Annotated in this window: 25 protein-coding genes and 1 pseudogene; 15 read left to right on the forward strand and 11 right to left on the reverse strand. The window is 72.4% G+C overall.

What is annotated here, in order from left to right:
* Positions 1 to 957, forward strand: coding sequence for a sulfotransferase family protein (locus tag FHX32_RS20760; RefSeq protein ID WP_167185529.1), 957 nt, complete (start codon positions 1 to 3; stop codon positions 955 to 957).
* Positions 958 to 1,123: 166 nt separating this feature from the next.
* On the opposite strand, the gene FHX32_RS20765 is transcribed toward FHX32_RS20760, so the two are convergent.
* Positions 1,124 to 1,687 (reverse strand): dihydrofolate reductase family protein, encoded by a 564-nt coding sequence (locus tag FHX32_RS20765; RefSeq protein ID WP_167185532.1) that lies wholly within the window; start codon positions 1,685 to 1,687, stop codon positions 1,124 to 1,126.
* A 294-nt stretch (positions 1,688 to 1,981) separates the two neighbouring features.
* Here FHX32_RS20765 and FHX32_RS20770 point away from each other — a divergent pair, with 294 nt between their 5' ends.
* The 3 genes from FHX32_RS20770 (at position 1,982) to FHX32_RS20780 (ending at position 3,977) form a co-directional block, all read left to right on the forward strand.
* Positions 1,982 to 2,335: a hypothetical protein gene (locus FHX32_RS20770; protein WP_167185535.1), complete on the forward strand. Its 354-nt coding sequence runs from the start codon at positions 1,982 to 1,984 to the stop codon at positions 2,333 to 2,335.
* Between the two features lie 349 nt (positions 2,336 to 2,684).
* Entirely contained in the window at positions 2,685 to 3,428 is a 744-nt protein-coding gene (locus FHX32_RS20775; RefSeq protein ID WP_167185538.1) for a class I SAM-dependent methyltransferase, read from the forward strand.
* Positions 3,429 to 3,584: 156 nt separating this feature from the next.
* On the forward strand, positions 3,585 to 3,977 hold the full coding sequence (locus tag FHX32_RS20780) for an MmcQ/YjbR family DNA-binding protein (protein ID WP_167185541.1): 393 nt from the start codon (positions 3,585 to 3,587) through the stop codon (positions 3,975 to 3,977).
* Positions 3,978 to 4,124: 147 nt separating this feature from the next.
* Here the strand turns inward: FHX32_RS20780 and FHX32_RS20785 are convergent, their stop codons facing one another.
* From FHX32_RS20785 to FHX32_RS20795, 3 genes are all read right to left on the reverse strand, one after another.
* Entirely contained in the window at positions 4,125 to 4,274 is a 150-nt protein-coding gene (locus FHX32_RS20785; protein ID WP_486481210.1) for a hypothetical protein, read from the reverse strand.
* Complete coding sequence (locus FHX32_RS20790; RefSeq protein ID WP_486481211.1) at positions 4,271 to 4,906, reverse strand: extracellular solute-binding protein; 636 nt, start codon at positions 4,904 to 4,906, stop codon at positions 4,271 to 4,273. Before FHX32_RS20790 ends, FHX32_RS20785 begins: the two co-directional genes overlap by 4 nt.
* Before the next feature lie 222 nt (positions 4,907 to 5,128).
* Positions 5,129 to 6,271, reverse strand: a complete 1,143-nt coding sequence (locus FHX32_RS20795) for a Clp protease N-terminal domain-containing protein (RefSeq protein WP_167185544.1) — start codon at positions 6,269 to 6,271, stop codon at positions 5,129 to 5,131.
* A 314-nt stretch (positions 6,272 to 6,585) separates the two neighbouring features.
* Here FHX32_RS20795 and FHX32_RS20800 point away from each other — a divergent pair.
* From FHX32_RS20800 to FHX32_RS20815, 4 genes and pseudogenes are all read left to right on the forward strand, one after another.
* Positions 6,586 to 7,164: pseudogene (locus FHX32_RS20800) on the forward strand (DsbA family protein).
* Between the two features lie 134 nt (positions 7,165 to 7,298).
* Positions 7,299 to 8,000 carry a VOC family protein gene (locus FHX32_RS20805; RefSeq protein ID WP_167185547.1) on the forward strand — a complete coding sequence of 234 codons (702 nt, stop codon included), beginning with the start codon at positions 7,299 to 7,301 and terminating at the stop codon, positions 7,998 to 8,000.
* A gap of 190 nt (positions 8,001 to 8,190) precedes the next feature.
* A complete protein-coding gene (locus FHX32_RS20810; protein WP_167186346.1) occupies positions 8,191 to 8,622 on the forward strand; it encodes a hypothetical protein in 432 nt (143 codons plus the stop codon).
* 47 nt (positions 8,623 to 8,669) lie between these two features.
* Positions 8,670 to 8,945, forward strand: coding sequence for a hypothetical protein (locus FHX32_RS20815; protein ID WP_167185550.1), 276 nt, complete (start codon positions 8,670 to 8,672; stop codon positions 8,943 to 8,945).
* 428 nt (positions 8,946 to 9,373) lie between these two features.
* Here the strand turns inward: FHX32_RS20815 and FHX32_RS35270 are convergent, their stop codons facing one another.
* Complete coding sequence (locus FHX32_RS35270) at positions 9,374 to 9,601, reverse strand: helix-turn-helix domain-containing protein (RefSeq protein WP_486481212.1); 228 nt, start codon at positions 9,599 to 9,601, stop codon at positions 9,374 to 9,376.
* A 275-nt stretch (positions 9,602 to 9,876) separates the two neighbouring features.
* On the opposite strand from FHX32_RS35270, the gene FHX32_RS20825 reads away from it, so the two are divergent.
* A complete protein-coding gene (locus FHX32_RS20825; protein ID WP_486481213.1) occupies positions 9,877 to 11,349 on the forward strand; it encodes an MFS transporter in 1,473 nt (490 codons plus the stop codon).
* 12 nt (positions 11,350 to 11,361) lie between these two features.
* Entirely contained in the window at positions 11,362 to 11,856 is a 495-nt protein-coding gene (locus FHX32_RS20830) for a cupin domain-containing protein (protein ID WP_167185553.1), read from the forward strand.
* Positions 11,857 to 11,894: 38 nt separating this feature from the next.
* Here the strand turns inward: FHX32_RS20830 and FHX32_RS20835 are convergent, their stop codons facing one another.
* The 6 genes from FHX32_RS20835 to FHX32_RS20860 all read right to left on the reverse strand — a co-directional run bounded on the left by FHX32_RS20835 (position 11,895) and on the right by FHX32_RS20860 (position 18,081).
* Positions 11,895 to 12,041, reverse strand: a complete 147-nt coding sequence (locus FHX32_RS20835; protein WP_167185556.1) for a hypothetical protein — start codon at positions 12,039 to 12,041, stop codon at positions 11,895 to 11,897.
* A 102-nt stretch (positions 12,042 to 12,143) separates the two neighbouring features.
* Positions 12,144 to 12,806: a L,D-transpeptidase family protein gene (locus FHX32_RS20840; RefSeq protein ID WP_167185559.1), complete on the reverse strand. Its 663-nt coding sequence runs from the start codon at positions 12,804 to 12,806 to the stop codon at positions 12,144 to 12,146.
* A gap of 510 nt (positions 12,807 to 13,316) precedes the next feature.
* Entirely contained in the window at positions 13,317 to 14,057 is a 741-nt protein-coding gene (locus FHX32_RS20845) for a DUF4184 family protein (RefSeq protein ID WP_167185562.1), read from the reverse strand.
* Positions 14,058 to 14,088: 31 nt separating this feature from the next.
* Positions 14,089 to 14,799 (reverse strand): HAD family hydrolase, encoded by a 711-nt coding sequence (locus tag FHX32_RS20850; RefSeq protein ID WP_167185565.1) that lies wholly within the window; start codon positions 14,797 to 14,799, stop codon positions 14,089 to 14,091.
* Between the two features lie 48 nt (positions 14,800 to 14,847).
* Positions 14,848 to 15,288 (reverse strand): hypothetical protein, encoded by a 441-nt coding sequence (locus FHX32_RS35275; RefSeq protein ID WP_486481214.1) that lies wholly within the window; start codon positions 15,286 to 15,288, stop codon positions 14,848 to 14,850.
* An 84-nt stretch (positions 15,289 to 15,372) separates the two neighbouring features.
* Complete coding sequence (locus tag FHX32_RS20860; protein ID WP_167185568.1) at positions 15,373 to 18,081, reverse strand: MGH1-like glycoside hydrolase domain-containing protein; 2,709 nt, start codon at positions 18,079 to 18,081, stop codon at positions 15,373 to 15,375.
* Between the two features lie 42 nt (positions 18,082 to 18,123).
* On the opposite strand from FHX32_RS20860, the gene FHX32_RS20865 reads away from it, so the two are divergent.
* The 5 genes from FHX32_RS20865 to FHX32_RS20885 all read left to right on the forward strand — a co-directional run bounded on the left by FHX32_RS20865 (position 18,124) and on the right by FHX32_RS20885 (position 24,254).
* Positions 18,124 to 20,052 (forward strand): glycogen debranching enzyme family protein, encoded by a 1,929-nt coding sequence (locus FHX32_RS20865; RefSeq protein ID WP_167185571.1) that lies wholly within the window; start codon positions 18,124 to 18,126, stop codon positions 20,050 to 20,052.
* Between the two features lie 138 nt (positions 20,053 to 20,190).
* Complete coding sequence (locus FHX32_RS20870) at positions 20,191 to 21,516, forward strand: glycosyltransferase family 4 protein (RefSeq protein ID WP_167185574.1); 1,326 nt, start codon at positions 20,191 to 20,193, stop codon at positions 21,514 to 21,516.
* Between the two features lie 318 nt (positions 21,517 to 21,834).
* Entirely contained in the window at positions 21,835 to 22,041 is a 207-nt protein-coding gene (locus tag FHX32_RS20875) for a hypothetical protein (RefSeq protein WP_167185577.1), read from the forward strand.
* Between the two features lie 480 nt (positions 22,042 to 22,521).
* On the forward strand, positions 22,522 to 23,331 hold the full coding sequence (locus FHX32_RS20880) for a metal-dependent hydrolase (protein WP_167185580.1): 810 nt from the start codon (positions 22,522 to 22,524) through the stop codon (positions 23,329 to 23,331).
* Positions 23,328 to 24,254, forward strand: coding sequence for an amidohydrolase family protein (locus tag FHX32_RS20885; RefSeq protein ID WP_167185583.1), 927 nt, complete (start codon positions 23,328 to 23,330; stop codon positions 24,252 to 24,254). The genes FHX32_RS20880 and FHX32_RS20885 overlap by 4 nt, the downstream gene beginning before the upstream one ends.
* Positions 24,255 to 24,259: the final 5 nt, after the last annotated feature.

The raw sequence follows: 24,259 nt of genomic DNA on the forward strand, positions 1-24,259 counted from the left end.
GTGCCTCTCCCCTCACCGATCTTCGTTGCGGGTACGGGTCGGTCGGGAACGTCACGGATCGCCGACATCATCGGCGAACATCCGCTGATCCATCGGATTCCCATGGAGACCCGGTTCCTCATCGACCCGGGTGGCCTGCGGGACCTGGCCGACGCGCTCACCGACCGATACGACCCCACCGTCGGTGAGGACGCCCTGCACCGGCTGAGCGACTTCCTCACCGTACGAGTGCCCGGCCGGCGCGACGATCGCGGCAAGACCGTTCCCGAGCTGGTCGGCGAGCGGCGCTACCGGGACGCGGTGCAACAGCTCTGGCCGCAGTTGATCGCGCACACATACGACGAACCTGCGCCTGCGGAAGGCTTCGGGAACGCCGACCGGCCTGCCGGGCCGTTCGAGCCGGTGAGCCGCCGGCGGGTACTTCCCAGGTACTTCAGCGACCGGGGCGAACTGCTCGGAATCCTGCGGGGCCTGATCGACACCATGTTCGGCGGAGCAGCCGCCGACGCGGGCAAGCCGACCTGGTGTGAGAAGACACCGTTCAACCTGCTGTACATGGAGTTCCTCTGGGAACTGGTCCCCGAAGCGACAATCGTGCACATCAAGCGTCACCCGGTCTCGGTGCTCGCATCCCACCTGGCCCAGCCATGGGCGCCGTCCACCGTCGACGGCGCGCTCGCCTACCTCAAGCCGATCTACCACCGATGGCTCACCTGGAAGAACACGGTCGACCTGACGGGCAGGCGATACATCGAGGTGAGGGCAGAAGATCTCGCAGCCGACTGGCCCGGGCAGCGCCGCGCCCTGTTCGAACGGCTCGACGTCGACGACTTCGCCACCCCTTCCACGTTCCAGTCGCACAAGCTGACGAAACGCAGCAACCAATTCGACGACGAAACCCGAGAGTTCATCGAAGAAGCACTCGGCAAGGTCATCCCGGCCATGGGATATGAGTGACGGCCCGCTGCGCGCGCTCGTGCCGAGAAGGTTCACTCGGTCATGCGATGGACCTCCGATGCTCGGGAAGCAGCCCGCGAACGCTCAGGGGTCTCACCGGCGGCGGATGGGTGGGCGGGCGCTCGTCACACCGGCCGCAGCGGCCAGATCAGGGTGGTAACCCTGGTTAGTGGCCGAGCGGGCGGTAACGGAGGTGAACGACGCCGTTCTGGAATCGGCGCTCGTCGAGGAGCGCGAAGTCGGTGCGCACGCCAGTAGGCAGCCCCGGCTTGCCACCGCCGACGGCCGTCGGCCAGACGAACAACTGGCACTCGTCAACCAGTCCAGCCCGCATGGCTTGCGCCGCCAGGTTGGCGCCTCCAACGGTGATATCACTGCCGGCCGTGGCCTTCAGCTGGTGTACGACGGCGGGGTCGAAACGGCGCTCCAAGCTGGTGACAGCCGTTGACACCGCGGTGAGAGTGGTGGAGTAGACGACTTTGGTCGCCGCTTGCCAGGCGCTCGCGAAGTCAGCCATGAGGGCGGACTGCGCGGCTAGAGCAGCGTCGGTTTCCCAGACAGCCATCGATTCGTACAGGCGCCGCCCGTAAAGGAAGGTACCCACGGACCGCAGGAGGTTGGTGGTGAACGTGAATACCTCGTCGTCGGGTGGGAACCAGTCGAAGGCTCCGCTTTCGTCCTCGATATAGCCGTCAACCGACACATTGGTCACGTAGATCAGCTTTGCCATGCCGCTACCTCCCGGTGCACGTAGGACCCGATTGGGATGTCACCCTCGCCTGCTAGCTGGTTGAGCATCACGGGTCGGGCAGACGTCTCCGTCTCTCGCCCGTTCTACGAACGACTCGGCCCGGATCCGACGCCGTCCCGAGAGAAATTTCCACGGGATGTCGGCTGGTCGCGCACGCCAGCGGTGTCCGCTTCTGCCGCGGACAGGTCACGGTTGGCGCAGCAGAGGACAGCACCTTCGCGGTGGCGGCGCAGGTCTGGGCAACGCTGCCGGCGGTGCTTCTAGGCTGAGCTGATGATCGACCGTCGGGGGCGCTCGTCACGGCTCAGCGGATTCTGGGCTTGCCTCGTCGGCGGCGCGGCCATCGCGTCGCTGCTGATGCTCCTCGACCCGATCACGCGCTACGAAGACTGCGCCAACTACGGCGGCAATGGAAACGCGAGCGCGTTCGACAACGCTTCCTGGGATCTCTGGTTCCCGCTCATACTGCTCGGCTGGCTGGGTCTCGTGGTCCTGGAGCAGACGTTGCCCGTGACCCGGCGGCACCGTGGCGGCGTCGAGATCGCAGTTCGAGCCGGGTCCGCGCTTGCCTTGTCCACCTTGAGCTCGTGCTGCCTCTTCCTCGACGTGGCGATGGTGTGTCACTGACGTCCAGGCGTCGGCCGCGCGATGCACGCTCAGAGCACTGGGTGCGCGCGGGGGCTCAGGCGCTCGCGGGTTCCCACGGACGCTCGATCCATGGATTGCTGTCCAGGTACGCCGTGAGCCTGGGAAAACGCTGCCTGGTGCGGGCCTCGTCGGTCAGGTCGGCCGGGGTCCCGCTGGGGGCGCCGGCCAGCACGGCCCTCGACGGGGAACGGAGCCCCGGTTGCGACGATGCACGCCTCGAGCGCGAGGCCGCGGAACCAGTCGATCCGAGCGTTGTGCCGGTCGGGCGCCAACTCGAGGCATGACGACCCGGGTGCGGGCGTCGGCCGGACTCGTGTTGACTGCGACGGTGGATCGTCAACGGCTCAGTAGCATCGCGCACCCGCACCACCCGATCGCGGCCCCGATCTCCGGTGTCAACCTCAACCGGCTTCTGCGCCGAGCGGGCCGCCAACCGACGGCTCGCGTCCTCGACCTCGGCTGCGGAGAGGGAGCCTGGGCCCTGCAGGCCCTCGCTCACTACCCCGACGGGCACGCCGACGGCGTGGACGTCAGCCGGTACGCCCTCGAACGCGCCGCCAGCGCCGCCGCCGAACGCGGTCTCGCCGACCGGCTCACCCTGCACGAGCGCGACGCCCGGGCGTACGTGCCGGACGGCGATTACGACCTGGTGCTCTGCGTCGGGTCGACGCACGCGTTCGGTGGGTTCGGCGAGACGCTGGAGCTGGCCGGGCGGCACGTGAACGCCGACGGCATCCTGATGGTCGGTGAGGGATTCTGGCAGGTCCCACCGACTCCGGAGGCACTCGCGGCGCTCGACGCGAAGCCTGAGGACTTCACCGACCTCGCCGGCCTGGTCGACGCCGCCGAGCAGGCCGGCTGGACGCCGGTGTACGCCCATGTCAGCGACGCCGCCGAGTGGGACGACTACGAATGGTCGTGGGTCGGCTCGCTCACCGAGTGGGCGCTGGACAACCCCGGCCATCCGGACGCCGCCGAGGCGCTCACCGTCGCCGCGGAGCACCGCGATCAGTGGCTGCGCGGGTACCGCAACGTTCTGGGCTTCGTGACGCTGGTGCTCCGCCGTATCTGATCGTGGTGCGGGTTCACCCTCATGGACGCCCGTGAGCAGCTATCGCGGCCCGAGCCCCGTCTGTCCGTCGAGCAGTTCGCGTGCGACGTCGAGGGCCGGTGGCGACTCTGCCATCCACCCGGTCCCCAACCGCGCACCGTGTGCTTACCTACTGATATGCCGCACCCCATCATGTTCGACGAGGCAGACCCGCTGCTGAACCGGCTGCGGGCGCTCGCCCTGGCGTTCCCCGACGCGGCCGAGAAGGTCTCCCACGGACGTCCCGCCTTCTTCACCGCCAAGGTCTTCGCCTACTACGGGGGATCGGTGAAGGTCGACGGCGTCTACCGGCAGCACGATCATTCGGTGCTCGTGCTGGTCGACCCCGACGAGCGTGCGGCGCTGTTGGCGGAAGACCGCTGCTACGTGCCGGCCTACCTGGGTGCCTACGGGTGGATCGGGGTCGACCTGACCGGCGACACCAACTGGGACGAGGTCGACGAGCTGCTCGACGCCAGCTACCGACGTACGGCCGGGGCGCGCAGGGTTGCGGTGCTCGACTCCCGGTGACAGTCGACGGCCTGCCGCCCTGTCTGCCGATGCTCGGCCTCTGACGGTGTTGGCGGCCAGGTGGCGCCGCGTCCCGACCGACGGCCCGCTGTCCACGCGGTGAGCACGAGACAGCGGGCCATCCGTCCGACAGCTTCAACCCCTGTGTCAGTCGGCCAGGGCCCCAGCCGCGCGGCCCTCGTGCAGGGTGAGGTTGCGCCCGTTCGACGGGTCGAACAGGTGGATCTTCTCCAGGTTGAACCAGACCCGGCGGGTCTCCCCCTCCACCACCGGCGACTCCGCCGACAGCCGGGTCACCAGGTTCGCCCCGGCGCCGGTGAAGTCGGCCGCCCCGGCGTCGGCGGCCAGCTCCTCATGGTGAGCACCTGGTACGGCTTGCCCTGCTGCTTCAGCTGCTGGGCCGCCGAGATCATCTGGTCCCAGCTCTTCGGCGCCTCGGGCACCAGGTCCTTGCGGTACCAGAGCAGCTGGACGTTGGTGTTCTTCGGCGCGGCGTAGAGCTTGTCCTGGTAGCGCGCGGTCTCCAGCGGGCCGGCCAGGGTGCCCTGCTCGACGTCCGCCCGGTCCTGCCCGGTCCACTCCAGGATCCAGTCGGCGCTGGCGAACTCCTGCGTCCAGGTGACGTCCAGGCCGAGCACGTCCATGCCGGGGTCCTCCGCGGCGAGCCGACGCACCATCTGCACCCGCTGGTCGTCGGCCTGGCGCGGCAGCACCCGGTAGGCGATCCGGTACCGGCCCTGGGCCGCCGCGTTGCAGGTGTCCACCACCTTCTGCAGGTTCTGCTCCGGCGGGTAGTACAGGTTGATCGTCGGCACGCCGCCGTCGTCGCCGGATCCGCAGGCCGCCATGGGTACCACCAACGTCAGCGCCGCGGCGGCGGCCAGCGCGCGTACGCGTGGCCGGAGCCGGGTCCCGTGGGGATCACTCATCACCCCTCCCCTCGCAACAGCCGGGGTGACGCACCGTGCCCCGGCGCACGGCGAGACGGTCGGGACGCTGACCAGCGAGTGATCGGTCCCGGACGTTTCGTGGCCCCAACACTGCCCGACCTGCGAAGTCGCGAAACCTGGCCATGATGGGACGCCGACAACAGCGCTTCCGGCGTGACGGCGATCGCCGGCCCTCGACGCGGTGAGCTGCCGGGCGACCGGTCAGGCCAGTCCGAGGCGGTCAGCGGCCAGTTCGCGGATCGCGGACGGGTCGGCGCCCAGCGCACTGAGCAGCCGTGGACCACTGCCGTCCGGGTCGGTCAACACCGCGTACATCAGGTGGGCGCTGCCGGCCGGCACCCGGCCGCCGAGGGCGCTCAGCTCGCGGGCCCGCTCGGCTATCCGGGCCGCCGCCGCGGTCCACGGCGGGTTGTTCCGGTCGGTGCGCCAGGCCCGCCTGGGCCGCGGCCCGGCGAACTGCCCGCCGTGGTCGGTCGTGGCCACCACGAGGCTGGCCTCCTGCCGGGTCAGCCCGAAGTCGCCGAGCAGGGCCCCGTTGGCGGAGCCGGAGGGCCGGCCCGGACGCAGCCCGCCGGCCCGCATCTCCTCCTCGAGCACGAGCACGGCCATGATCAGATGGGCGGGTGCGGTGCGGTCGTGCCCGAGCCGCACCGTCTCGGCCACCGCCTCCAGCTCCAGCCAGCCGAGCGCCGGCGTGGTCTGGGTCAGGAGCCGGCTGGCCGAGGAGATCAGCCGGGCTTTGAACCGGCCGGCCGGCTCCTCGTTTGGCCCGACGAGCACCCCGATCTGCCGAAGCGGACCGGCCAGCCCCGACCGGGGCGGCTCCTGGTCACCCCGGGGCCAGATCCGCGCCGCCGCGTCGTCGAGCCGGCCAGGCAGGAGACGATCCCAGGCGATGTGCCGCCCGGCCCGGTTACCGGGAGTCTCCAGGAGCGCCTCCAGCAGGTGGTTGCTTCCCACCCACGACGCCCGGCGACGCGCCGCCAGGTGCGCGGCCACCTGTAGCACCGCCGCAGCGTCCGGCTCCCAGCCGGGCACCCCGGCGAACCGGTCCCGCGCCGGCCCCGGCCAACCGAGGGAACGCCAGTACGCCTCCCGCATCGCCCGGGTCAGTTCGACGGTCAGGCCCACCCGCAGCTCGGATTCAGCCGGTACCTGGTGCGGTGGCTCGCCGGCCCCCTCGGGTTGCGACCGGAGCGGAATCGCCGCGCGTAGCGGCGGATAGCGCCCCACCAGCCCGAAGAGCAGGTCATCGCTGCCGATGCTCAGCTTCTTCAGCCGCGCCGCCTCCTGCCCGGCCCTGCGTAGCACCGAGGAGAGGCCGCCACCGATCGTGATCGACATGATCACCTCCGTCTCGGGTGCTACGCCGTGCCCACAGGCCGCCCGCCCTGGCCGCGATCGCAGGTCAGCTTCCCGTGGGCGGGTTCGGTACCCGCCGCGATGACGCTGGGAATCGCGCTGCCCCGCGTAGCCGCCACCGGCGTCCCGACAGCTCAGCTTCGCGTTCCGCGGCAGGCCCCGGAGCCTATCGCTGCGGGTCGACCTGGCGTTCGTCGTCAGGGGCCGCTGGCGGCCGAGCGTCGGGCCTTGCACACACCGAAGCGGGTGCGGGTCACCGCGCTGCGGGTCGGCGCGAGGGCGCTTACCCTCGGCCGATGGACGCCGCCTTCTTCTTCGATCCCGCCTGCCCGTGGACCTGGCGCACCTCACGCTGGCTGGTCGCCGTCGCCGACGCCCGTGGCCTGCGGATCGAATGGCGGGCCCTCAGCCTGGCCATTCTCAACGAGGGGAAGTCGGCCCCCGAGTTCGCCGACGTGCTGGCCGCGTCGAGTCGGGCGCTGCGGCTGGTGGAGGCGCTGCGCGCCGACGGGCGCTCGGACGACGTCGCCCGGTTCTATGCCGAGGTGGGCGCGCGCAGCCACGACGCCGGCAACCCGCTGTCGCCGAAGATCGTGGACGCGGCCGTCGAGGCGTCCGGGCTAGGTAACGCGGCGGCGGCGCTCGACGACGAGCGCTGAGACCGGGCGGTACGCGAGTCGCACGCGCTGGCGTACGCCTCGGCCGGCCCGGACATCGGCTCGCCGGTGCTCATGGTGCCCGGCGCGGAGCGGGGCATGCACGGCCCGATCCTCACCGAGGTGCCCGGCACCGACGACGCGCTGACCATCTGGGACTGCCTGCTTCCCCTGCTACACCTGCCGGCCTTCCACGAGGTCAAGCGCGGCCGCCACTGACCCTGCCGTGCCCGTGCCCTCCCCGCCGGGCGCGCTGGAGCCGGCCCTGGCCGGCCGGGGCCGGGCAGGCGGGGCGCCGGGGCGGGCCGGTGGGGCTGCCCCGGCGCCGGCGGTCGGGCGGGCATGATGGGCGGATGATCGCTCGTTTCAAGGACCTCTGTCTGGACGCCGCCGACCCGCACGCGCTGGGCGCCTTCTGGGCCCGGATCCTCGACGGGGATCTGGTCGACACCGGCGACGGGGACACCCGGATCGACCCGCGCGGCGGCTCGGGCGCGGAGTCGATCTGGGTCAACCGGGTGCCCGAGCCGCGTACCGCCAAGACCCGGGTCCACCTGGACCTGCGGCTGGCCGACGCGGAGCCGGCGGCGCTGCTGGCCGCCGGAGCGCGGCTGGTCCGCGAGCCGGACGCGGAGATCAGCTGGTGGGTGCTGGCCGACCCGGACGGCAACCTGTACTGCGCGTTCCCGCCCCGCGAGGGTGCGCAGCCGGGCCCGATCGCGCTGGTCGTGGACTCCGCCGACCCGGTCGCCCAGGCCACGTGGTGGGCCGGCGTGGTCGGCGGCGAGGTACGCACCAGCGACCGGGGGCACGCCTCGGTGCTCGGCGCGGCCGGCTTCCCGTGGCGGCAGTGGATCTTCGACCCGGTGCCGGAACGCAAGACCGTGAAGAACCGGATGCACTGGGACGTCGACCTGACCGACCCGGAGCCGACGGCGCTGATCAAGGCCGGCGCCACGCTGCTGCGCGAGCCGGACGACACGATCAGCTGGTGGATCATGGCCGACCCGGAGGGCAACGAGTTCTGCGCGTTCGCGCCTCGTCCCACCCAGTGAGCGGCGGTGCTACCCAGCGACCGCAGGGTCGACTAGCGTTTCCGTAGCTCCGCAGCCAGCGCGTTCGCCGCCGACGTCGACACGCCTCCGGCCGACCCCAGCCCGTCCGATCGGTTGGTTCTCGCGGGAACTTCCCTCTGCCGGTCCACCGGTTGGGCAGGATCGTCCCCAACGAGGAGGTGCCGTCGTGGTGCAGGACACCCGCGCTCTCGCCCTGACGTTCGAGGTGAGCGGCCTGCCACCGGTCAAGACCGAGGCGCTGTCCATCTTCGCCGCCGGCCACCGGCAGGCGACGAGGGTCCGCGCCCTGCTCGAAGCGGCCTGCGCGGCGGCCCAGCAGACCGGCTGGACCCCACTGTCCGGGCCGATCGAGGTGGACCTGGTGCTGCGCTGCCCACCCGGGCACCGCACCTCCGACGCCAGCACGCTGCTCGGCGGGGTGTGCGCGGTGCTCCAGGACAAGAAGCGGGTGTCCAGCATCGGACTGGCCCACCTCGGCGTCCTGGTCGACGTCGCCCTCTACGACGACGACCGGCAGATCCGCCGGCTGTCGTACGTGGAGGAGCCGGCGGAGGAATTCTCGTACCAGGTACGGGTCGCCGCCGTACCGAACGTGGTTTGACCGACGGCCGCGGTGGGGTACCGCGGACGCCGACGAAGGGAGCGCCGATGTCGGAGCCACATGTCACGCTGGACCCCCGCGGGCTCGACCCCGTGCAGCAGAAGCTGCGCGGCCCGTTGGAAGACCAGCTGACCTCGGCGCTGCAGGCGGCGGCGGAGCGGGTCCGCGCCAGCTACGCCGGCGAGCCGGTCGAGCAGGTCTGCCAGCGGCTGCTCGACGAGACCCGGGGCGGCTTGCACCCCGACATCGCGGCCGGCTTCGAGCCGGACATGGACGAGTTCTGCCGGGTGGCGGTGGCCATCGTCCGCGGCGCGTCGGCCTGATCCACGTCCCGTGGCCTTCGCCGAAGGTGAGCGATGCGTTGACCCGGTTCGGAGCGGCAGATGCGCGGGCCAGTCATCTGTCTGCGGAGACGAGGATGTGGGCGGCTTCGATGAAGGCGCGGACGCGGGCATCGGCCCCGTCTGCGCGCCGGAGCAGGCCCCACTGCAGGGGCGGCGCGTCGTAGAGGTGGACGTACGCCACGTCGGGGCGGGCGTAGTAGCGCCTGGCGTTGGCTCCGACCGGGAAGACGCCGCTTCCGGCGCCGACGAGGGGATAGCGCCGGTCACCTGCGGCGGCGACTTCGATCGCCGACGGAACAGCTCGGTGGCGCGGACCAGCAACTGGCCGCCGGCCGCGCCGGTGAAGCAGACCCGCAGAGTACCGGTGATCCCGCGGCCCGCTTCGATCGCCCGGGCGAGCGCGGTGGTTATCTGTGTCCAGGCCGGTCGAAGGTCGTCCTAGAGGGCCCGCCCACCGGGGACAACTCGACCCGGCGGCTGGTCCGGTTGAACAGCGGGACGCCGACGCGCCGTTCCAGTTTGCGGATCGACCGGCTGACCCGCGCCGTGGACACGCGCATTCGTTCTGCGGCGTGGCCGAAGTGAAGTTCCTCGGCGACGGCGAGAAACGCCTCCAGTTCATGTCGCTCCAGCATGCCCCTCTCCCAGCATCGTTAATCCTGGCTTCACGATCATGGCATACGTCGGCATTGTTCGCCGCTCAGGCCAGCCGCAGGGTTGAGGCATCGAAACCAGCACCTGCTCGCCGCTGACCACGCCACGTTCGCGCTGCTGAAGAACCCCTACGACGTCGATCTCGTCGGCGACGGCGAGCGCTGGCTGATCCGGCGGAGGCGTATCGACAACCCTGGTTCACCGGCGACCCGAACGCGATCTTCAACATCTGACCTGCCGAAGAAGGAAAACCGACGTGACTCATATCCAGGCTGTGCCGGCGCGACCGCGCCGGCTGGGAGCGCTGCTGGCGCTGCTGGCATTCGCCCAGCTCATCATTTCCATCGACTACAACATTGTGTACGTGGCGCTGCCCGAAATCGGCCGCGAACTCGGCTTCTCCGGGCACACCTTGCAGTGGGTGATCAGCGCCTACGCGGTCGCGTTCGGCGGGTTCGTGCTGCTCGGCGGGCGGGCCTGCGACCTGTTCGGCCCGCGTCGAGTGTTCGTCGCCGGCCTGACCCTCTATGCCGTCTCCTCGCTGGCCGGTGGGCTTGCGCAGAGCCCATCGCTGCTCGTCGCCGCCCGCGCCGTGCAGGGCCTCGGTGGAGCGTTCCTGTTCCCCGCCACGCTGACCCTGGTCGGTGTGAGCTTCGCAGCCGGCAGGCAGCGCAACCGCGCATACGCGGTGTGGGGCACGGCCGGCGGCAGCGGCATGATCCTCGGCTCGCTCCTCGGCGGCGTGCTGACCGAGGCGTTCGGCTGGCCGGCGGTCTTCTACGTCAACGTTCCGCTGGCAACCGTGGCGGTGCTGTCGGCGTTTCCGTTGATCGCCCGCGACGCCGAGCGGACGGCGGGTCGAACGTTCGACCTGGCCGGTGCGGTCACCGGGACGGCAGGCACCACCCTGGTCGTGCTCGCCATCGTGCAGGGGCCGGAGTCCGGCTGGACGGCCCCGTCCGTCCTCGCCGCCATTATCGGCGGGATCGCCCTGCTGGCGGCGTTCCTCGTCATCCAGCGGCGCGGCCGCGATCCGCTGCTGCCGCTGCGCCTGCTGGGCAACCGCGACCTGCGTACCGGGATGATCGTCACCTTCCTGTACATGGCGACGTTCGGAACCCTGCTGTACTTCCTCACGGTCTACTTCCAGAACGTGCACGGCTACAGCGCCCTGCGGACCGGGCTCGCCTTCCTCACCTCGATGATCGCCATCGCCGTCGGAGCGCAGACCGGCGGCCGGCTCGCCACCGCGTACGGAATCCGAACCTCGATGGTGGCCAGCCTGGTGATCGGCGGCGTGGGCGCGGTGATCGTCGCCCTGACCCTGGACGCCGACGCCTCCTACCTGGCCCTGACGCCAGGACTGGTCATCCTCGGCTTGGGCCAGGGCGCCGGCTACACCCTCATGTTCGGCGCCGCCAGTACCGACATCCCTGCCCACGAACAAGGAATCGCCTCCGGAATGGCCTCCACCACCCAGCAGGTCGGAGGCGCCGTCGGCCTGGCCATCCTCGTCGCCCTCGCCAACGCCGGCACCCATGGCCTCGACGGAGAGGCACTACGCATCGCGACCACCACCGGCCTGCGTGTCGCCTTCCTGGTCGCCGCCGCCGGCATAGCCGTCACCGCCGTCACCGCACTCGGCTTCACTCGCACGCCCAAACAAGGACCAACGCCGGCCGAACCGGCCAGCGCGGAACGCCGCCACACGCCGATCGCGACCCGCTGAACAAGGAGAACCGTGTCCACCACCCAGCCCCCGTCACCGGTCCTCGTCACGGCCGCCGACGCCGAGATCCTCGCAGACGGACCCACCAGCCTCATCACCCTGCTTGCCGACGCGGACGCCACCCACGGGGCCCTAACCGTCAACCGCTCCCTGCTCCGCAAGGGGTCACCCGGCGCGCCGCCGCACTTCCACACCCGCGCCGCCGAAACCTTCTTCGTCATCGACGGGATCCTGGAGGTCCTGGCCGGCGAGCAGATCCTCACCCTGCACCAAGGCGATCTCCTCGTCATCCCGCCGCATCTGCCGCACGCCTTCGCCCCAGCCTCCGGCAAGGAAGCCGACGTCCTCGTCACCTTCACGCCAGGTATTGCCCGATTCGACTACTACCGACTGCTGGAACGCGTCTACAACGGCCAAGCCAAGCCGCAGGAGATCGGCGCCAGCTCCGAGCAATTCGACAACCACTACTTCGACAGCCCGATCTGGCGAGCCCGCGAAACCGGCTGACCCGGTCCGGCCGGTGCCGACGGCGGCACCGGCCGGACCTAACCGCACTCCGGCGACCCGACCACGCAGTGCGACTGCTCCTCGCTGATGCGGGCGGCGTCGATCTGGTCGGAAGCCCACCGGGTCAGGCCCGGCCCCTTGTCCGGCTCGTACGAGCCGAACGGCGGGCGGAACTGCTCGATCACGTCGCCCTCGCGCGCGTCCTGCCGGTGCCTGCGCCATGTCCCGAGAGGACCGGGTCGACACCCGGTGCGCGCAGCGAGCCGGGAGGCGGCAGCGGGCGCGGGTCAGTACCGGCCGAGGTTCTGCACCGGGCAGATCACGATCCGCGGCGCGCGCGCCGGGTCCAGCCAGGTCAGCACCCGGACCAGGTTGGCGTGCGCGAGGCTGACGCAGCCGGCGGTCGCGTTACCGCCGCTGGTGCTGTACTCGTGCAGGAAGATGCCGCTGCCGGCGTTCGGGATCGGCTCCGGCACGTTCGGCGGCATGTTGTACGTGATCACCGCGAAGTGGGTGTACGCGGGGATCTCCTTCCACAGCGCCTCGCTGAAGCCACCCGGGTTGGTGGTGCTGTGCTGGAAGGTGTTGTACAGCGGCGATTCCGGGTTCTCGTTCCACCAGTCGTTCGTCACCACCTGGTGGTACGGGTAGCGGACCCCCGGGTCGGCGCCGATGCCGTACATCGTCTCGCCGAACGAGTAGACGCCTGTCGGCGTGGTGGGCACGCCCTCGACGTGGTTGTCACTGAAGCCCCGGGAGCCGATCCGCGCCGGCAGCGGCGGGAAGACCGCGACCCAGTGGCCGCCGGCCACGGCGAACGTCTCCAGCGTCGCGTACGTGGTGTTGTAGCCGTTGCCGGTGACGAGGACGACCTGCCGGGTCCCCTCCGGCAGGGTGGTCAGCGCCGACGCCCGGTTCGGCGGCGGGATCGGCCGCCCCCGCCCGGTCACGAGCGCCTCGGCAGGACGGCGGTACGCACGGAAGAATGTCTCCGGTCCATTCGCAGCATGATCGCAGTTGCGGTCCGGGCCGGCTGCCCCGGAAATGGTGAGGAATCTCAGCCGGGTACGGCGGCGGGTCGGTGTAACGGGATCGGCAGCTCGAACGCAACGACACGCCGACGTCCGGAAACAGGACGGGTCAGGACCGGGTCCGCAACTCCCCGGTCCTGACCCCCAGCCGTCCGGCGTGGTAGCGAGCTTCGCCGGATTGGACGCGCGGGCGTGGCACGCCGCCCACGCTCGGCTCAACCCGACGAGCCGGCCCGCCTGCACTCAGCTCCACGGTGCCCAGCTACCGGACTTCGGTGCGCTCCCGACCCACCCCGAAGAGCCGCGAGCGCCGGATCAGGCTAGGCGGGTCATTCCAGGTCGGACAAGGCGCGCGGGGCCTGGTGGAGGGTGATTGATATCAACGTTGAAAACCGGCATGTCCGCGTAACACGACCGTCGACAGGAGCGCTACTTCCCGTCGGAGCAACCTCTGCGCAAACGCTGCGCGCGGCGGGCGGCGAGGCCACCCACCAGCAGCGCGAGCGCCAGCACGTGCAGCAGCCGTACGCCGGTGGCAGCCGGCTGATCGGCGGCCGGCAGGGCCGGCAGCAGCGCCACCCCGCCCAGCGCGGTCGTGGCGGCGGCCCCGCCGAACACCACCGGGTCACCCGGCGTCGGTCGCCCGTTCACGATGCCATGCCGGCGCGCGAGGCGCCGGGCCAGGTCGACGGCGACCGCCGCACCGAGCAGCGTGCTGCTCAGGTCCGCCACCGTCCACCAGTGCAGGCCGGTCCGGGCGTACCAGTCGACGCCCAGCGCCCGGAGCCAGCCGTCCGTGTGGGTGAGGTGATCCCAGCCGAGGTGGGTGGCGGAGCCGAGCAGCGCCGAGCCGCCGGTGACCCACCACCGGGGCGCGCTCGTGCGGGCGTCCGCCACCCACCCGGTGGTCGCCCGGCCGGGCAGCCACGGCGCGACCCCGGCCGCGCCGTGGCGGGCCAGCCACGCGTATCCGAGCGCCACCGGCAGGCACCACCAGAGCAGGCCGGCGGCGGTGTGGCTGCCGCCGACCTCCAACCGGCTGCCCATGGTCAGGTGCGCGACGTCCGGCGACACCGCACCGGTGGCCAGCGCCACCCCGTCGAACCAGCGCGGCCGCCACAGCTTCAGCGGCAGCACGGCGGCCAGGTGCGACGGGAAGGTCAGCGGCATGGCGGCCGGTGCCGTCGGTCCCGGGACCAGCTCAGAAGTGCTTGAGCAGGTCGGGGAAGGCGGTCAGGTGCAGCACACCCGGGTCGGCCGGGTCCAGCTCGTCGTGCTCCAGCACCCAGGTGTTGTCGTTGGGGATGAACACCGCGTTCATGCCGGCCGCCCGGGCCGGCAGGATGTCCGACTTCGGGGAGTTGCCGATCATCCACGCGCCGGCCGGGTCGAAGCCGTGCTCACGGGTCAGCCAGCGGTACGTGTCGACGTCCTTCTCCGGCACGATGTGCGCGGCCCGGAAGTGGGGCAGCAGCCCGGAGGCGTCCAGCTTGCGCTGCTGCTCCTCCCGGTCCCCCTTGGTCAGCAGCAGCAGCGCGTGTCGGCCGGCCAGCTCGTCGAGCGCGTCGGCCACCCCCGGCATCAGCTCGACCTGGTGCTCCACCAGCGCCACCGCCAGCTCCTGGATCTCCCGGCGCTCGGCCTCGGTGGCCGGCCGCTGGCGCAGCCGCTCCAGGCACTCGCCGAGGCTGTGCAGGAAGACCTTGCTCCCGTAGCCGTGCACGGCGGCGTTGGCCCGCTCGATGTCGTCCAGGACGGCCCGGATCGCGACCCGGTCCAGGGTCGGGTGGTCCAGCCACGCCAGGAAGTCGTCGATCACCCGCTCGAAGAGCAGGTTGTTCTCCCAGAGCGTGTCGTCGGCGTCGAACACCAACACCTGCCCCGGGGACACCGTCGCGCCACCGTCCGTCATGCCGTCCCCTCCCCGTGCCGGGCCGGTCACCGCCTGGCCCGGCGGGGACTATAGGGCACCGCCGCCGGAGCGCCCAGGGACTTTCCCGCGGCGCGGGGCCGGCGCCACCGGCAGCTCCAGCAGCCGGGCGGCGATCATCTCCTCGCGCTGCTCCTGCGCCTCCGGCCGGAGCCGGCCGCCGCGGGTGAGCATGACCACGCCGTGTAGCAGGCTCCAGCCGAGTTCGGCGAGGGTGTCCGGGTCCCGGCCGGCGGCCAGCGGCGGCGCGCAGCTGCGCGAACGCGGCGGCCGGGGTGACCGGTACCCGGTCCGCCCGGGCTCGGCGTGAACCGGAACCTCGCGCCCGTCCCCGAGCTGCCCCGCCCCGTGGGCCGGAACCTCGACGGCGTGGGTCGCCGCCTCGCCCGTCGGAACGGGTCGCGGCGGCACGCCGGTCGCGTGGACGGCGGCCTCGCGGTGGCCGGCGGCGCCGTCCTGGTCGGCGGACACCTCACCGAGCCTAGCCGCGGTCGCGGACCGTGAACGGCCGGCGACGGATTGGCAACTGTTCGCCGTCGCGACACAACTCGCAGGTCAGCGGCGCAGCGTCAGGATCAGGTCGGCCACCAGGGCGGTCCAGCCGGTCTGGTGCCAGGCGCCGAGCCCCGCCCCGTTGTCGCCGTGGAAGTACTCCGGGAAGGCGATCAGGTCCCGCCAGTCGGGGTGCGTCTGGAAGAGCTGGCACGCGCCGTAGATCGGCCGGCGACCCCAGCCGTCCTGGGTGAACAGCGCGATCAGCCGGGCGGAGAGGTCGTCGGCGATCTCGTCGAGCGTCCGCTTCACCCCGGACCGGGTCGGATACTCCACCCGCAGGTCGTCGCCGTAGAAGGCGGCGTAGTCGCGCAGCGCGCTGATCAGCAGAAAGTTGGTCGGCATCCAGATCGGCCCGCGCCAGTTGGAGTTGCCGCCGAACAGCCCGCTGGTCGACTCGGCCGGCTCGTAGCCGACGCAGAACTCCTGACCGCCGAGGGTCACCGCGAACGGCTTGTCCAGGTGCGCCCGGGAGAGCGTGCGCAGGCCGTACTCGGAGAGGAACTCGTCGGTGTCGAGCATCCGGGCCAGCAGCCGGACCACCTGCTCCGGACCGACCATGGACAGCAGCCGCTGCTGGCGGCCGTCCGGGCCGAGCCTGCGCGCGCCGATCACGTCGGCGTACTCGGGGCGGTTGGTGAGGAACCAGCGCAGCCGGGCGCCCAACTCGGGCAGCCGGTGCAGGGTACGCGCGGTGAGCCGGGTGACCGCCGCCAGCGGCAGCAGCCCCACCACCGAGCGGACCTTCAGCGGGACCTTGGTGCCGTCGGTCAGCCGCAGCACGTCGTAGAAGAACGCGTCTTCGTCGTCCCAGAGCCCCTGCGAGTACGCGGCCGCCGCGATGTACGCGAAGTGCTCGAAGAACTTGGTGGCGGTGTCCACCCAGGTGCGGTCGTGCTCGGCCAGCACGATCGCGATGTCGAGCAGGTTGAGCGCGTACATCGCCATCCAGCCGGTGCCGTCGGACTGCTCCAGCACCCCGGCCACCGGCAGCGCCGCCGACCGGTCGAACGGCCCGACGTTGTCCAGCCCGAGGAAACCGCCCTCGAAGACGTTGTTGCCGCCGGTGTCCTTGCGGTTGACCCACCAGGTGAAGTTGAGCAGCAGCTTGTGCATCACCCGGGCCAGGAAGTCGTGGTCCCGGCTCCCGTCGATCTCGAAGACCTTCAACGCCGCCCACGCGTGCACCGGCGGGTTCACGTCGCCGAACGCCCATTCGTACGCGGGGATCTGCCCGTTCGGGTGCAGGTACCACTCGCGCAGCAGGAGCAGCAGCTGGTCCTTGGCGAAGCCCGGGTCGACCCGGGCGATGCTCACGCAGTGGAAGGCCAGGTCCCAGGCCGCGTACCAGGGGTACTCCCACGGGTCCGGCATGGAGATCACGTCGAAGCTGGTCATGTGCCACCAGGCGCTGTTGCGCCCGTGCCGGCGGCCCGGTGGCGGCGGCGCCGAGCCCGGATCGCCCTCCAACCACCGCTTCACGTCGAAGTGGTAGAACTGCTTGCCCCACATCAGCCCGGCGATGGCCTGCCGCGCCACCAGGGCCTCGTCGGCGGTGGCGGCGGCCGGGATCACCCCGGCGAAGAACCGGTTCGCCTCCGCCCGCCGGGCCCACACCACCGCGTCGAACCCGGCGCCCAGGTCCGCCGGCGGCGGCGCGGCGCCGCCGGGCGGCGGGGCGGTACGGGTCAGCCGCAGCCTGATCTGCCGCTGCTCGCCGGCCGGCACGTCCAGCACGTAGTGCAGGGCGCCCTTGGTGCCCTCCCGCGCCGGGTTCACCGTCGCCGCGCCGTTGACCACGTGGTCGTTGATCCCGTCCTTCGGGTACCGGGAGCGGCCCGGCAGCCCCCAGAGCCGCTCGGCGTTGGTGTCGTTGTCGCAGAGCAGCGGGGTCGGCGCCCCCTCCCCCTCCAGCAGCAGCTGGCCGAGTACCCGGTGCTCGCCGACCAGCCGGGACCCCTCCCCGACCAGCCGGGGGATCCGGTCGCCGCCGGGCAGCCCCCATGCCCAGGTGTTGCGGAACCACAGGGTGGGCAGCACGTGCAGCCGGTCGTCCCGGTCGCCCCGGTTGGCCACCGTGATCACGACGCACAGGTCGGTCGGCGACGCCTTTGCGTAGTCGACGGTCACCGCCCAGTACCGGTCGTCGTCGAAGATGCCGGTGTCGACCAGCTCGTACTCGGTGTCGTCCCGGCCGCGCAGCGCGTTGACCGCGACCAGCTCGTCGTACGGGAAGGCGGCCTGCGGGTAGTGGTAGCGCCAGCGCATCCACGAGTGGGTGGGCGTGGAGTCCTCGTACCACCAGTAGTCCTTGGCGTCCTCCCCGTGGTTGCCGCCGTCGCCGCCGAGGCCGAACATCCGCTCCTTGAGGATCGGGTCGCGGCCGTTCCACAGGGCGAGGGCGAAGCAGAACGTCTGCCGGTCGTCGCAGACGCCCGCCATCCCGTCCTCGCTCCACCGGTAGGCTCGGGACCGGGCGTGGTCGTGGGGAAAGTAGTCCCACGCCGTGCCGTGCTCGCTGTAGTCCTCCCGCACCGTCCCCCACGCCCGTTCGGACAGATACGGACCCCATGCCCGCCAGTCCTGCTCCCCCGCGTCGGCCTGGGCGAGCCGGATCCGCTCGGGGTCGGGCGCGGGCGCGTTCGTCGGCGGCACGTCGGTGATCACGTGCACATCTTCGACGCCGCCGGGGTACTCCACCACAGCGGCCATTCTCGTCGTGGCGTGTTACACCCCGCCGCCGGTGGAGGAAAGTTGATCGACATTCGGTTCGGTTCGCAGGTGTGCGGGCAGCTCAGCAGCGGTGCGACCCGGGAGTGGCTGGTCACCGACGGCCTCGGCGGGTACGCCATGGGCACGGTCAGCGGGCTGCGGACCCGCCGCTACCACGGGCTGCTGGTGGTGGCCGGCGAGACGCCGGCGTCCCGCCGGGTCGGTCTGGTCAGCCTGGATCCGGCCGTGCTGCTCCCGTCCGGCGCCCGGGTGCGGCTGGGCGCGCACGAGTGGGCCTCCGGGGTCGTCGACCCGCCCGGCTTCGAGCTGCTGGAGCAGTTCACCCTGATCGACGGGGTGCCCCGGTGGCGGTGGCGGATCGGCGACGTGGTGATCGAGCGGGAGCTGGCCATGCGGCACGGCCACCGCTGCGTCGCGGTGGTGCACCGGCTGGTGGCGGGCGGCCCCGTCCGGCTGGAGTTGGCCGCGACCTGCACCTGGCGGGACGCGCACGGCGAGCGCCGCGCCGACGGGCCGGTGCCCCGGGTGGAGCCGGTGGCCGGCGGGGCGGTGGTCGAGGGCGCGTTCCGGCTCGCCGGGCCGGACTGGACCCCGGAGGGCCAGTGGTGGCTCGGCGTGCACCACCGGGAGGAGGCGGACCGGGGCCTGCCCCCGAGCGAGGACCTCTGGCACGCGGGAGGCTTCGCCGGTGCGCTGGACCGCCCGGGCGACACCGTGTCGGTGCTGGCCTGGGCCGGCGACCTGGCCGAGCAGCCGCCCCCGGCGACCGAGGTGGTCGCGGCCGCCCGGGACCGCAACCGCCGGGTGGTGGCGGCCGCCGCGCCGGCCGACGAGGTGACCGCGACGCTCGCGCTGGCCGCCGACGCGTTCGTCGTCAGCACCGGCCGGGGGCCGGACGTGGTCGCCGGCTACCCGTGGTTCGGCGCCTGGTCGCGGGACACGATGATCTCCTACGAGGGCCTGTTCCTCACCACCGGCCGGGCCGACGAGGGGCGCGAGCTGCTGCGGTCGTACGCGGCGACGCTGTCGGAGGGGATGCTCGCCAACACCGCCGACACCGGGCGGGTGGAGTACAACACGGTCGACGGCACGCTGTGGTTCCTGCACGCGGTACGCCGGCACGTCGCCGTCACCGGCGACACCGACCTGGCCGCCGAGCTGCTGCCGGCGCTGCGCACGGTGGTCGACGCGCACCTGGCCGGCACCCGGTACGGCATCGCCGTCGACCCGGTCGACGGGCTGCTCACCTCCGGCGCCCCGGGGGCGGCGCTGACCTGGATGGATGCCCGGGTGCACGGGGTGCCGGTGACGCCGCGGGCGGGCAAGCCGGTGGAGGTCAACGCGCTCTGGATCAACGGGCTGGCCGGGCTGGCCGAGTTGAGCGAGCTGGTCGGGCGGGACGCCACCGACCTGCGCCGGCTGCACGAGCGGGCGACCGCCGCGTTCCGCGACCGCTTCCCCGCCCCGACCGGCTGGCTGTACGACGTGGTGGACGCGCCCGCGGCGGCGTACCCGCTGGGCGCGGAGCGGCACGACGACGACCTGCTCCGCCCCAACCAGCTGCTGGCCTGGTCGCTGCCGTACGCCCCGCTGGAGCCGGACGCGGCGGCGCTGCGCCGGGTGGCCGCCGGGCTGCTCACCCCGCTCGGCCCGCGCAGCCTCGCCCCGGGCTCCCCCGGGTTCGTCGGGCGGCACCGGGGCGGGCCGGCGGAGCGGGACGGGGCGTACCACCAGGGCACCGTCTGGCCGTGGCTGCTCGGCCCGTACGCCGACGCCTGCCAGCGGGCCGGCCTGCCGGTCGACGACCTGTTCGTCGGCGTGGAAGCCCACCTGGCCGAGTACGGCCTGGGCTCGGTAAGCGAGACGGCCGACGCCGACGCCCCGCACCGGGCGACCGGTTGCCCCTTCCAGGCCTGGTCCGTCGCCGAGCTGCTGCGGGTGCGCCGTTAACGGTTTACACCTCTGCAACGACCGCGTCTCCGCTGGTTAGCCGGTCGCCCGCAGGATTGGATCCGATCCAGCCGCGACGACGGGCACCGGCGCAGGTGCCGGCCGGCGCGCGCCCGGGGACAACTCAGAGGGGGCCGCATGTCACAAGACGCCGACGTGATCGACATCCACCCCGCCCGGCACCAGCGCGTGCTGATGCTGTCCTGGGAGTACCCGCCGGTGCTCGTCGGCGGCCTCGGCCGCCACGTCCACGCCCTCTCCGTCGCCCTCGCCGCCGCCGGCCACCAGGTCACCGTCGTCACCCGCCACGCCGACGGCGCACCCCTGGAGGAGTACGCCGACGGCGTCCGCATCATCCGCGCCGCCGAAGACCCCGTCACCTTCCCCCTGGCCACCAACAGCCTGCTGGCCTGGACCATGGCCTTCAACCACACCCTCACCCGCGCCGCCCTGCGCGCCACCGACACCGCCGACCACGACGTCATCCACGCCCACGACTGGCTCGTCGCGCACACCGCCGTCACCCTCGCCGAGCACCTCGATCTGCCCCTGGTGACCACGATCCACGCCACCGAGGCGGGCCGGCACCAGGGCTGGCTGCCCGAGGAGATGAACCGCACCATCCACGGCGTCGAGCACTGGCTCAGCAACGCCTCGACCCGGGTGATCGCCTGCTCCGGCTACATGCGCGACCAGGTCACCACCCTGTTCGAGGTGCCGGCCGGGCAGGTCGACGTGGTGCCCAACGGGGTGGACGACCGGGCCTGGCGGGCCCGGCCCCGGGCGGTGGCCTCGGCCCGGGCCCGGTTCGCCGGGGACGGGCCGCTGGTCGGGTACGCCGGCCGGCTGGTCTACGAGAAGGGCGTGCAGCACCTGGTGCACGCGGTGCCGTACCTGCAGCCGCGGCACCCGGGCCTGCGGGTGGTGATCGCCGGGGACGGGCCGTACCGGGCCGAGCTGGAGGAGGAGGCGCGCCGGCTCACGCTCGGGTCGACCGTACGCTTCACCGGCTTCCTGGACACCACCCAGCTGCCGGCGATGCTGGGTGCCACCGACGCGACGGTGGTGCCGAGCCTCTACGAGCCGTTCGGGATGGTGGCGCTGGAGGCGGCGGCGGCCGGCGCGCCGCTCGCGGTGGCCCGTACCGGCGGCCTCGCCGAGATCGTCGAGCCGGGCGTCACCGGGGTGACCTTTCCGCACAGCGATCCGGACGCCCTGGCCGGCGCGGTCGACCAACTCATCGGCGACGAGGTGTTCGCCCGCCGGGTCGCCCGGCGCGCCCGGACCATGGTCGGCCGGCGCTACGGCTGGGCGAGCATCGCGGACCGGACCGCCGGCACGTACGCCGCGGCCCGGCGGGAGCAGGGCCAGTGGCGGGCCCGGCGCGTGGCCCGGCCGGCCGGCGGCCAGCGGATCGTCATCCCGGAGGGCAACCTGCTCGGTGCCGGGCACGCCGCGTGCTGAGCCCGGCCGGCCCGCCGGCCGTCACGGTGTGCCGGACTGCGCCGGGGCCAGCGGGGTGGCGCGGGGTGTACTCGTCAGCCGGCGTGACGGAGACCGGGCTGCGGTGGGCGCCGTTCTGCGGTCGATCGACGGTGGTCCTGGCCGGCATGCCGCCCTCACTTTCGCCCGAGACGACCTCCAGCTTGGGCCGGTGACCGCGCGGCGACAGCGGAGCCGGCGGGCCAACAACCGCCCCGCTCCTTTCCGGCCGTCGGCAAGACAGCGGGCGCGGCGGCGACGGTTGGTCGGTCCGCGTCCGGCGCGGCTATGGTGTGCCGCATGCGAGTCCCTCAGCGGCGACGCACCGTCGAGCAGCCCGCCGCGCTGCCGATGCTGGTCGTCGCCGCCGTACTCGCCGTGATCTTCTCGCTCGGCCACGCGGTGGGGCTGTGCATCGTCTTCCGGCTGGCGAAGCAGGCGGTCCCGGGCTGCGTCCCGGCATGGTCGGCGGACCGGGCTCCGCCGCCGCGGCTCGGCATCGCCTGACGTCCCCCGCCGCCACGGCCCGCCTGGCCGTCGGTCCTCCTCCAGCTCCCGGCCGGCGGTCGATGAGAAAGCGCGCTGCGCTGACAATCGTGTAACCCGGAGTGACCGGGAGGAACGCGGAACCGTGCGGCAGCGGCTGATCGCGGGACGGTACCGGCTGCTGGACCTGGTCGCGCACGCCGCCGGGGTGCTGCACCGGGACGTGGGAGTGCGCCTGGATCGGCGCGGCCGGCGACCGGGTGCACACCGGGCGACTGCTGGCGAACGTCTCCGCCGACCGGGCGTACACCGTCTCGTGGCTGACAAAAGAGTTCGACTGGCAGGTCAACACGGCATACTTCGCGATGATCCGGCAGAGCTTCACCCCCCTGCCCTGACACCGTCCCCTGTGGACCCGTCCGGGTGATGCCCGCGCGGCACGGCTCTGAACTACAGTGGCGTAGTTTTGGCGCTCAAGATCCCCGGGGAGGGTGAGCCGAGATGATGGGACCGTCCCACGCGCTGTCCGGCGCGACGGTGTGGCTGGCCGGGTCGTGGGCGCTGGACCACTTCGCCGACTACCACCAGTCCCCCCTCGCACTCGCCGTCGGGACGGCGGTCTGCGCGGGTGGCGCCCTCTTCCCCGACCTCGACCTGTCCGGCAAGGTCACCCGCAACCAGGGCGGCGCCACCGTGGCCCGTACCTTCGGGGTGTTCTCGCTGTTCATCGCCGAGGTGATGGAGAAGATCTCGCTCGGCGTCTACTACGCGACCAAACTCAGCCGTGACCCGCGCCGCAGCAACGGGCACCGCACGCTGACCCACACCATCCCGTTCACCCTGCTGGTCGGCTGGGGCACCACCGCGCTCTGCGCCGCGTACGGCAAGTGGGCGGTGATCGGCGTCCTGTTCTTCATGATCGGGCTGGCGCTGCGCGGGCTGTTCGACGAGTGGGCGGAGCGGGCCGGCTGGGTGATCGTCACCCTGGTGTCGGCCGGCGCGGCGTGGTTCGTCGCCGCCAACCTCCCCGGCGGCCGGGGCTATCCGCTGATCGGCACCGCCGTCGGCGTGGGCTGCTTCGTGCACATCCTCGGCGACATGATCACCAAAGCCGGGGTGCCGATCCTCTGGCCGATCCCGATCAAACGTCGGATGTGGACGATGATCGGCCTGCCGAACAGCATCGCGCTGCGGGCCGGCAGCAAGACCGAGGTGGTCGTGGTGCGCGCCGCGCTGACCGTGATCGCGGTGCTCGCCGCCGCCGGGCTGGTCGCCCCGTCGGTGCTGCAACGCTTCAACATTCAGGTATGACCGACCGGCCCGCTCCCGCGACCGGCCGGACGCCGTTGTCCGGGGCCGACGACGCCGAGGTGCCGGCGTTCTGGCGCGGGCTCGGCCTGCCCGGGCTGGCCGACGTGCACGTGCACTTCCTGCCGCCCCGGCTGCTGCGCCGGGTGTGGGCGTACTTCGACGCGGCCGGGCCGCTGGTGGGCACCGAGTGGCCGATCCGCTACCGGTGGAGCGACGCCGAGCGGGTGGCGCACCTGCGCCGGCTCGGCGTCCGGGCGTTCAGCGCCCTGGCGTACGCCCACAAACCCGGCATGGCGGCGGAGCTGAACCGGTGGACGCTCGACTTCGCCCGGACCACCCCGGGCTGCCTGCCCTCGGCCACCTTCTTCCCGGAGCCGTCGGCCGGCCGGTACGTCGCCGACGCGCTGGCCGCCGGCGCCCGGGTGTTCAAGGTGCACGTGCAGGTCGGCGGGTTCGCGCCGACCGACTCCGCGCTGGACCCGGTCTGGGGGCTGCTCGCCGACGCCGGGGTGCCGGTCGTGGTGCACGCCGGGCACGCCCCGGTCGGCACCGCGCACACCGGGCCGGACCCGTTCGCCGCGCTGCTCGCCCGCCACCCCAGGCTGACCGCGGTGGTGGCCCACCTGGGCGCGCCGGACTACCGGGCGTTCCTCGACCTGGCCGAGGCGTACGAGCGGGTCCGGCTGGACACCACCATGGCCTTCACCTCGTTCTTCGACCGGTTCGTGCCCTTCCCCGCCGACGAGCTGCCCCGGCTGCGGTCGCTCGGGCTGGCCGGCAAGGTGCTGCTGGGCAGCGACTTTCCGAACATTCCGTACCCGTACGCCGAGCAGTTGGCCGGGCTGGCCCGGCTCGACCTCGGCGACGACTGGCTGTGCGCGGTCTGCTGGCACAACGCGGCCGCCCTGTTCCAGCTGGACTGACCGGC

It is taken from the genome of Micromonospora sp. CNZ280, from assembly GCF_011759515.1.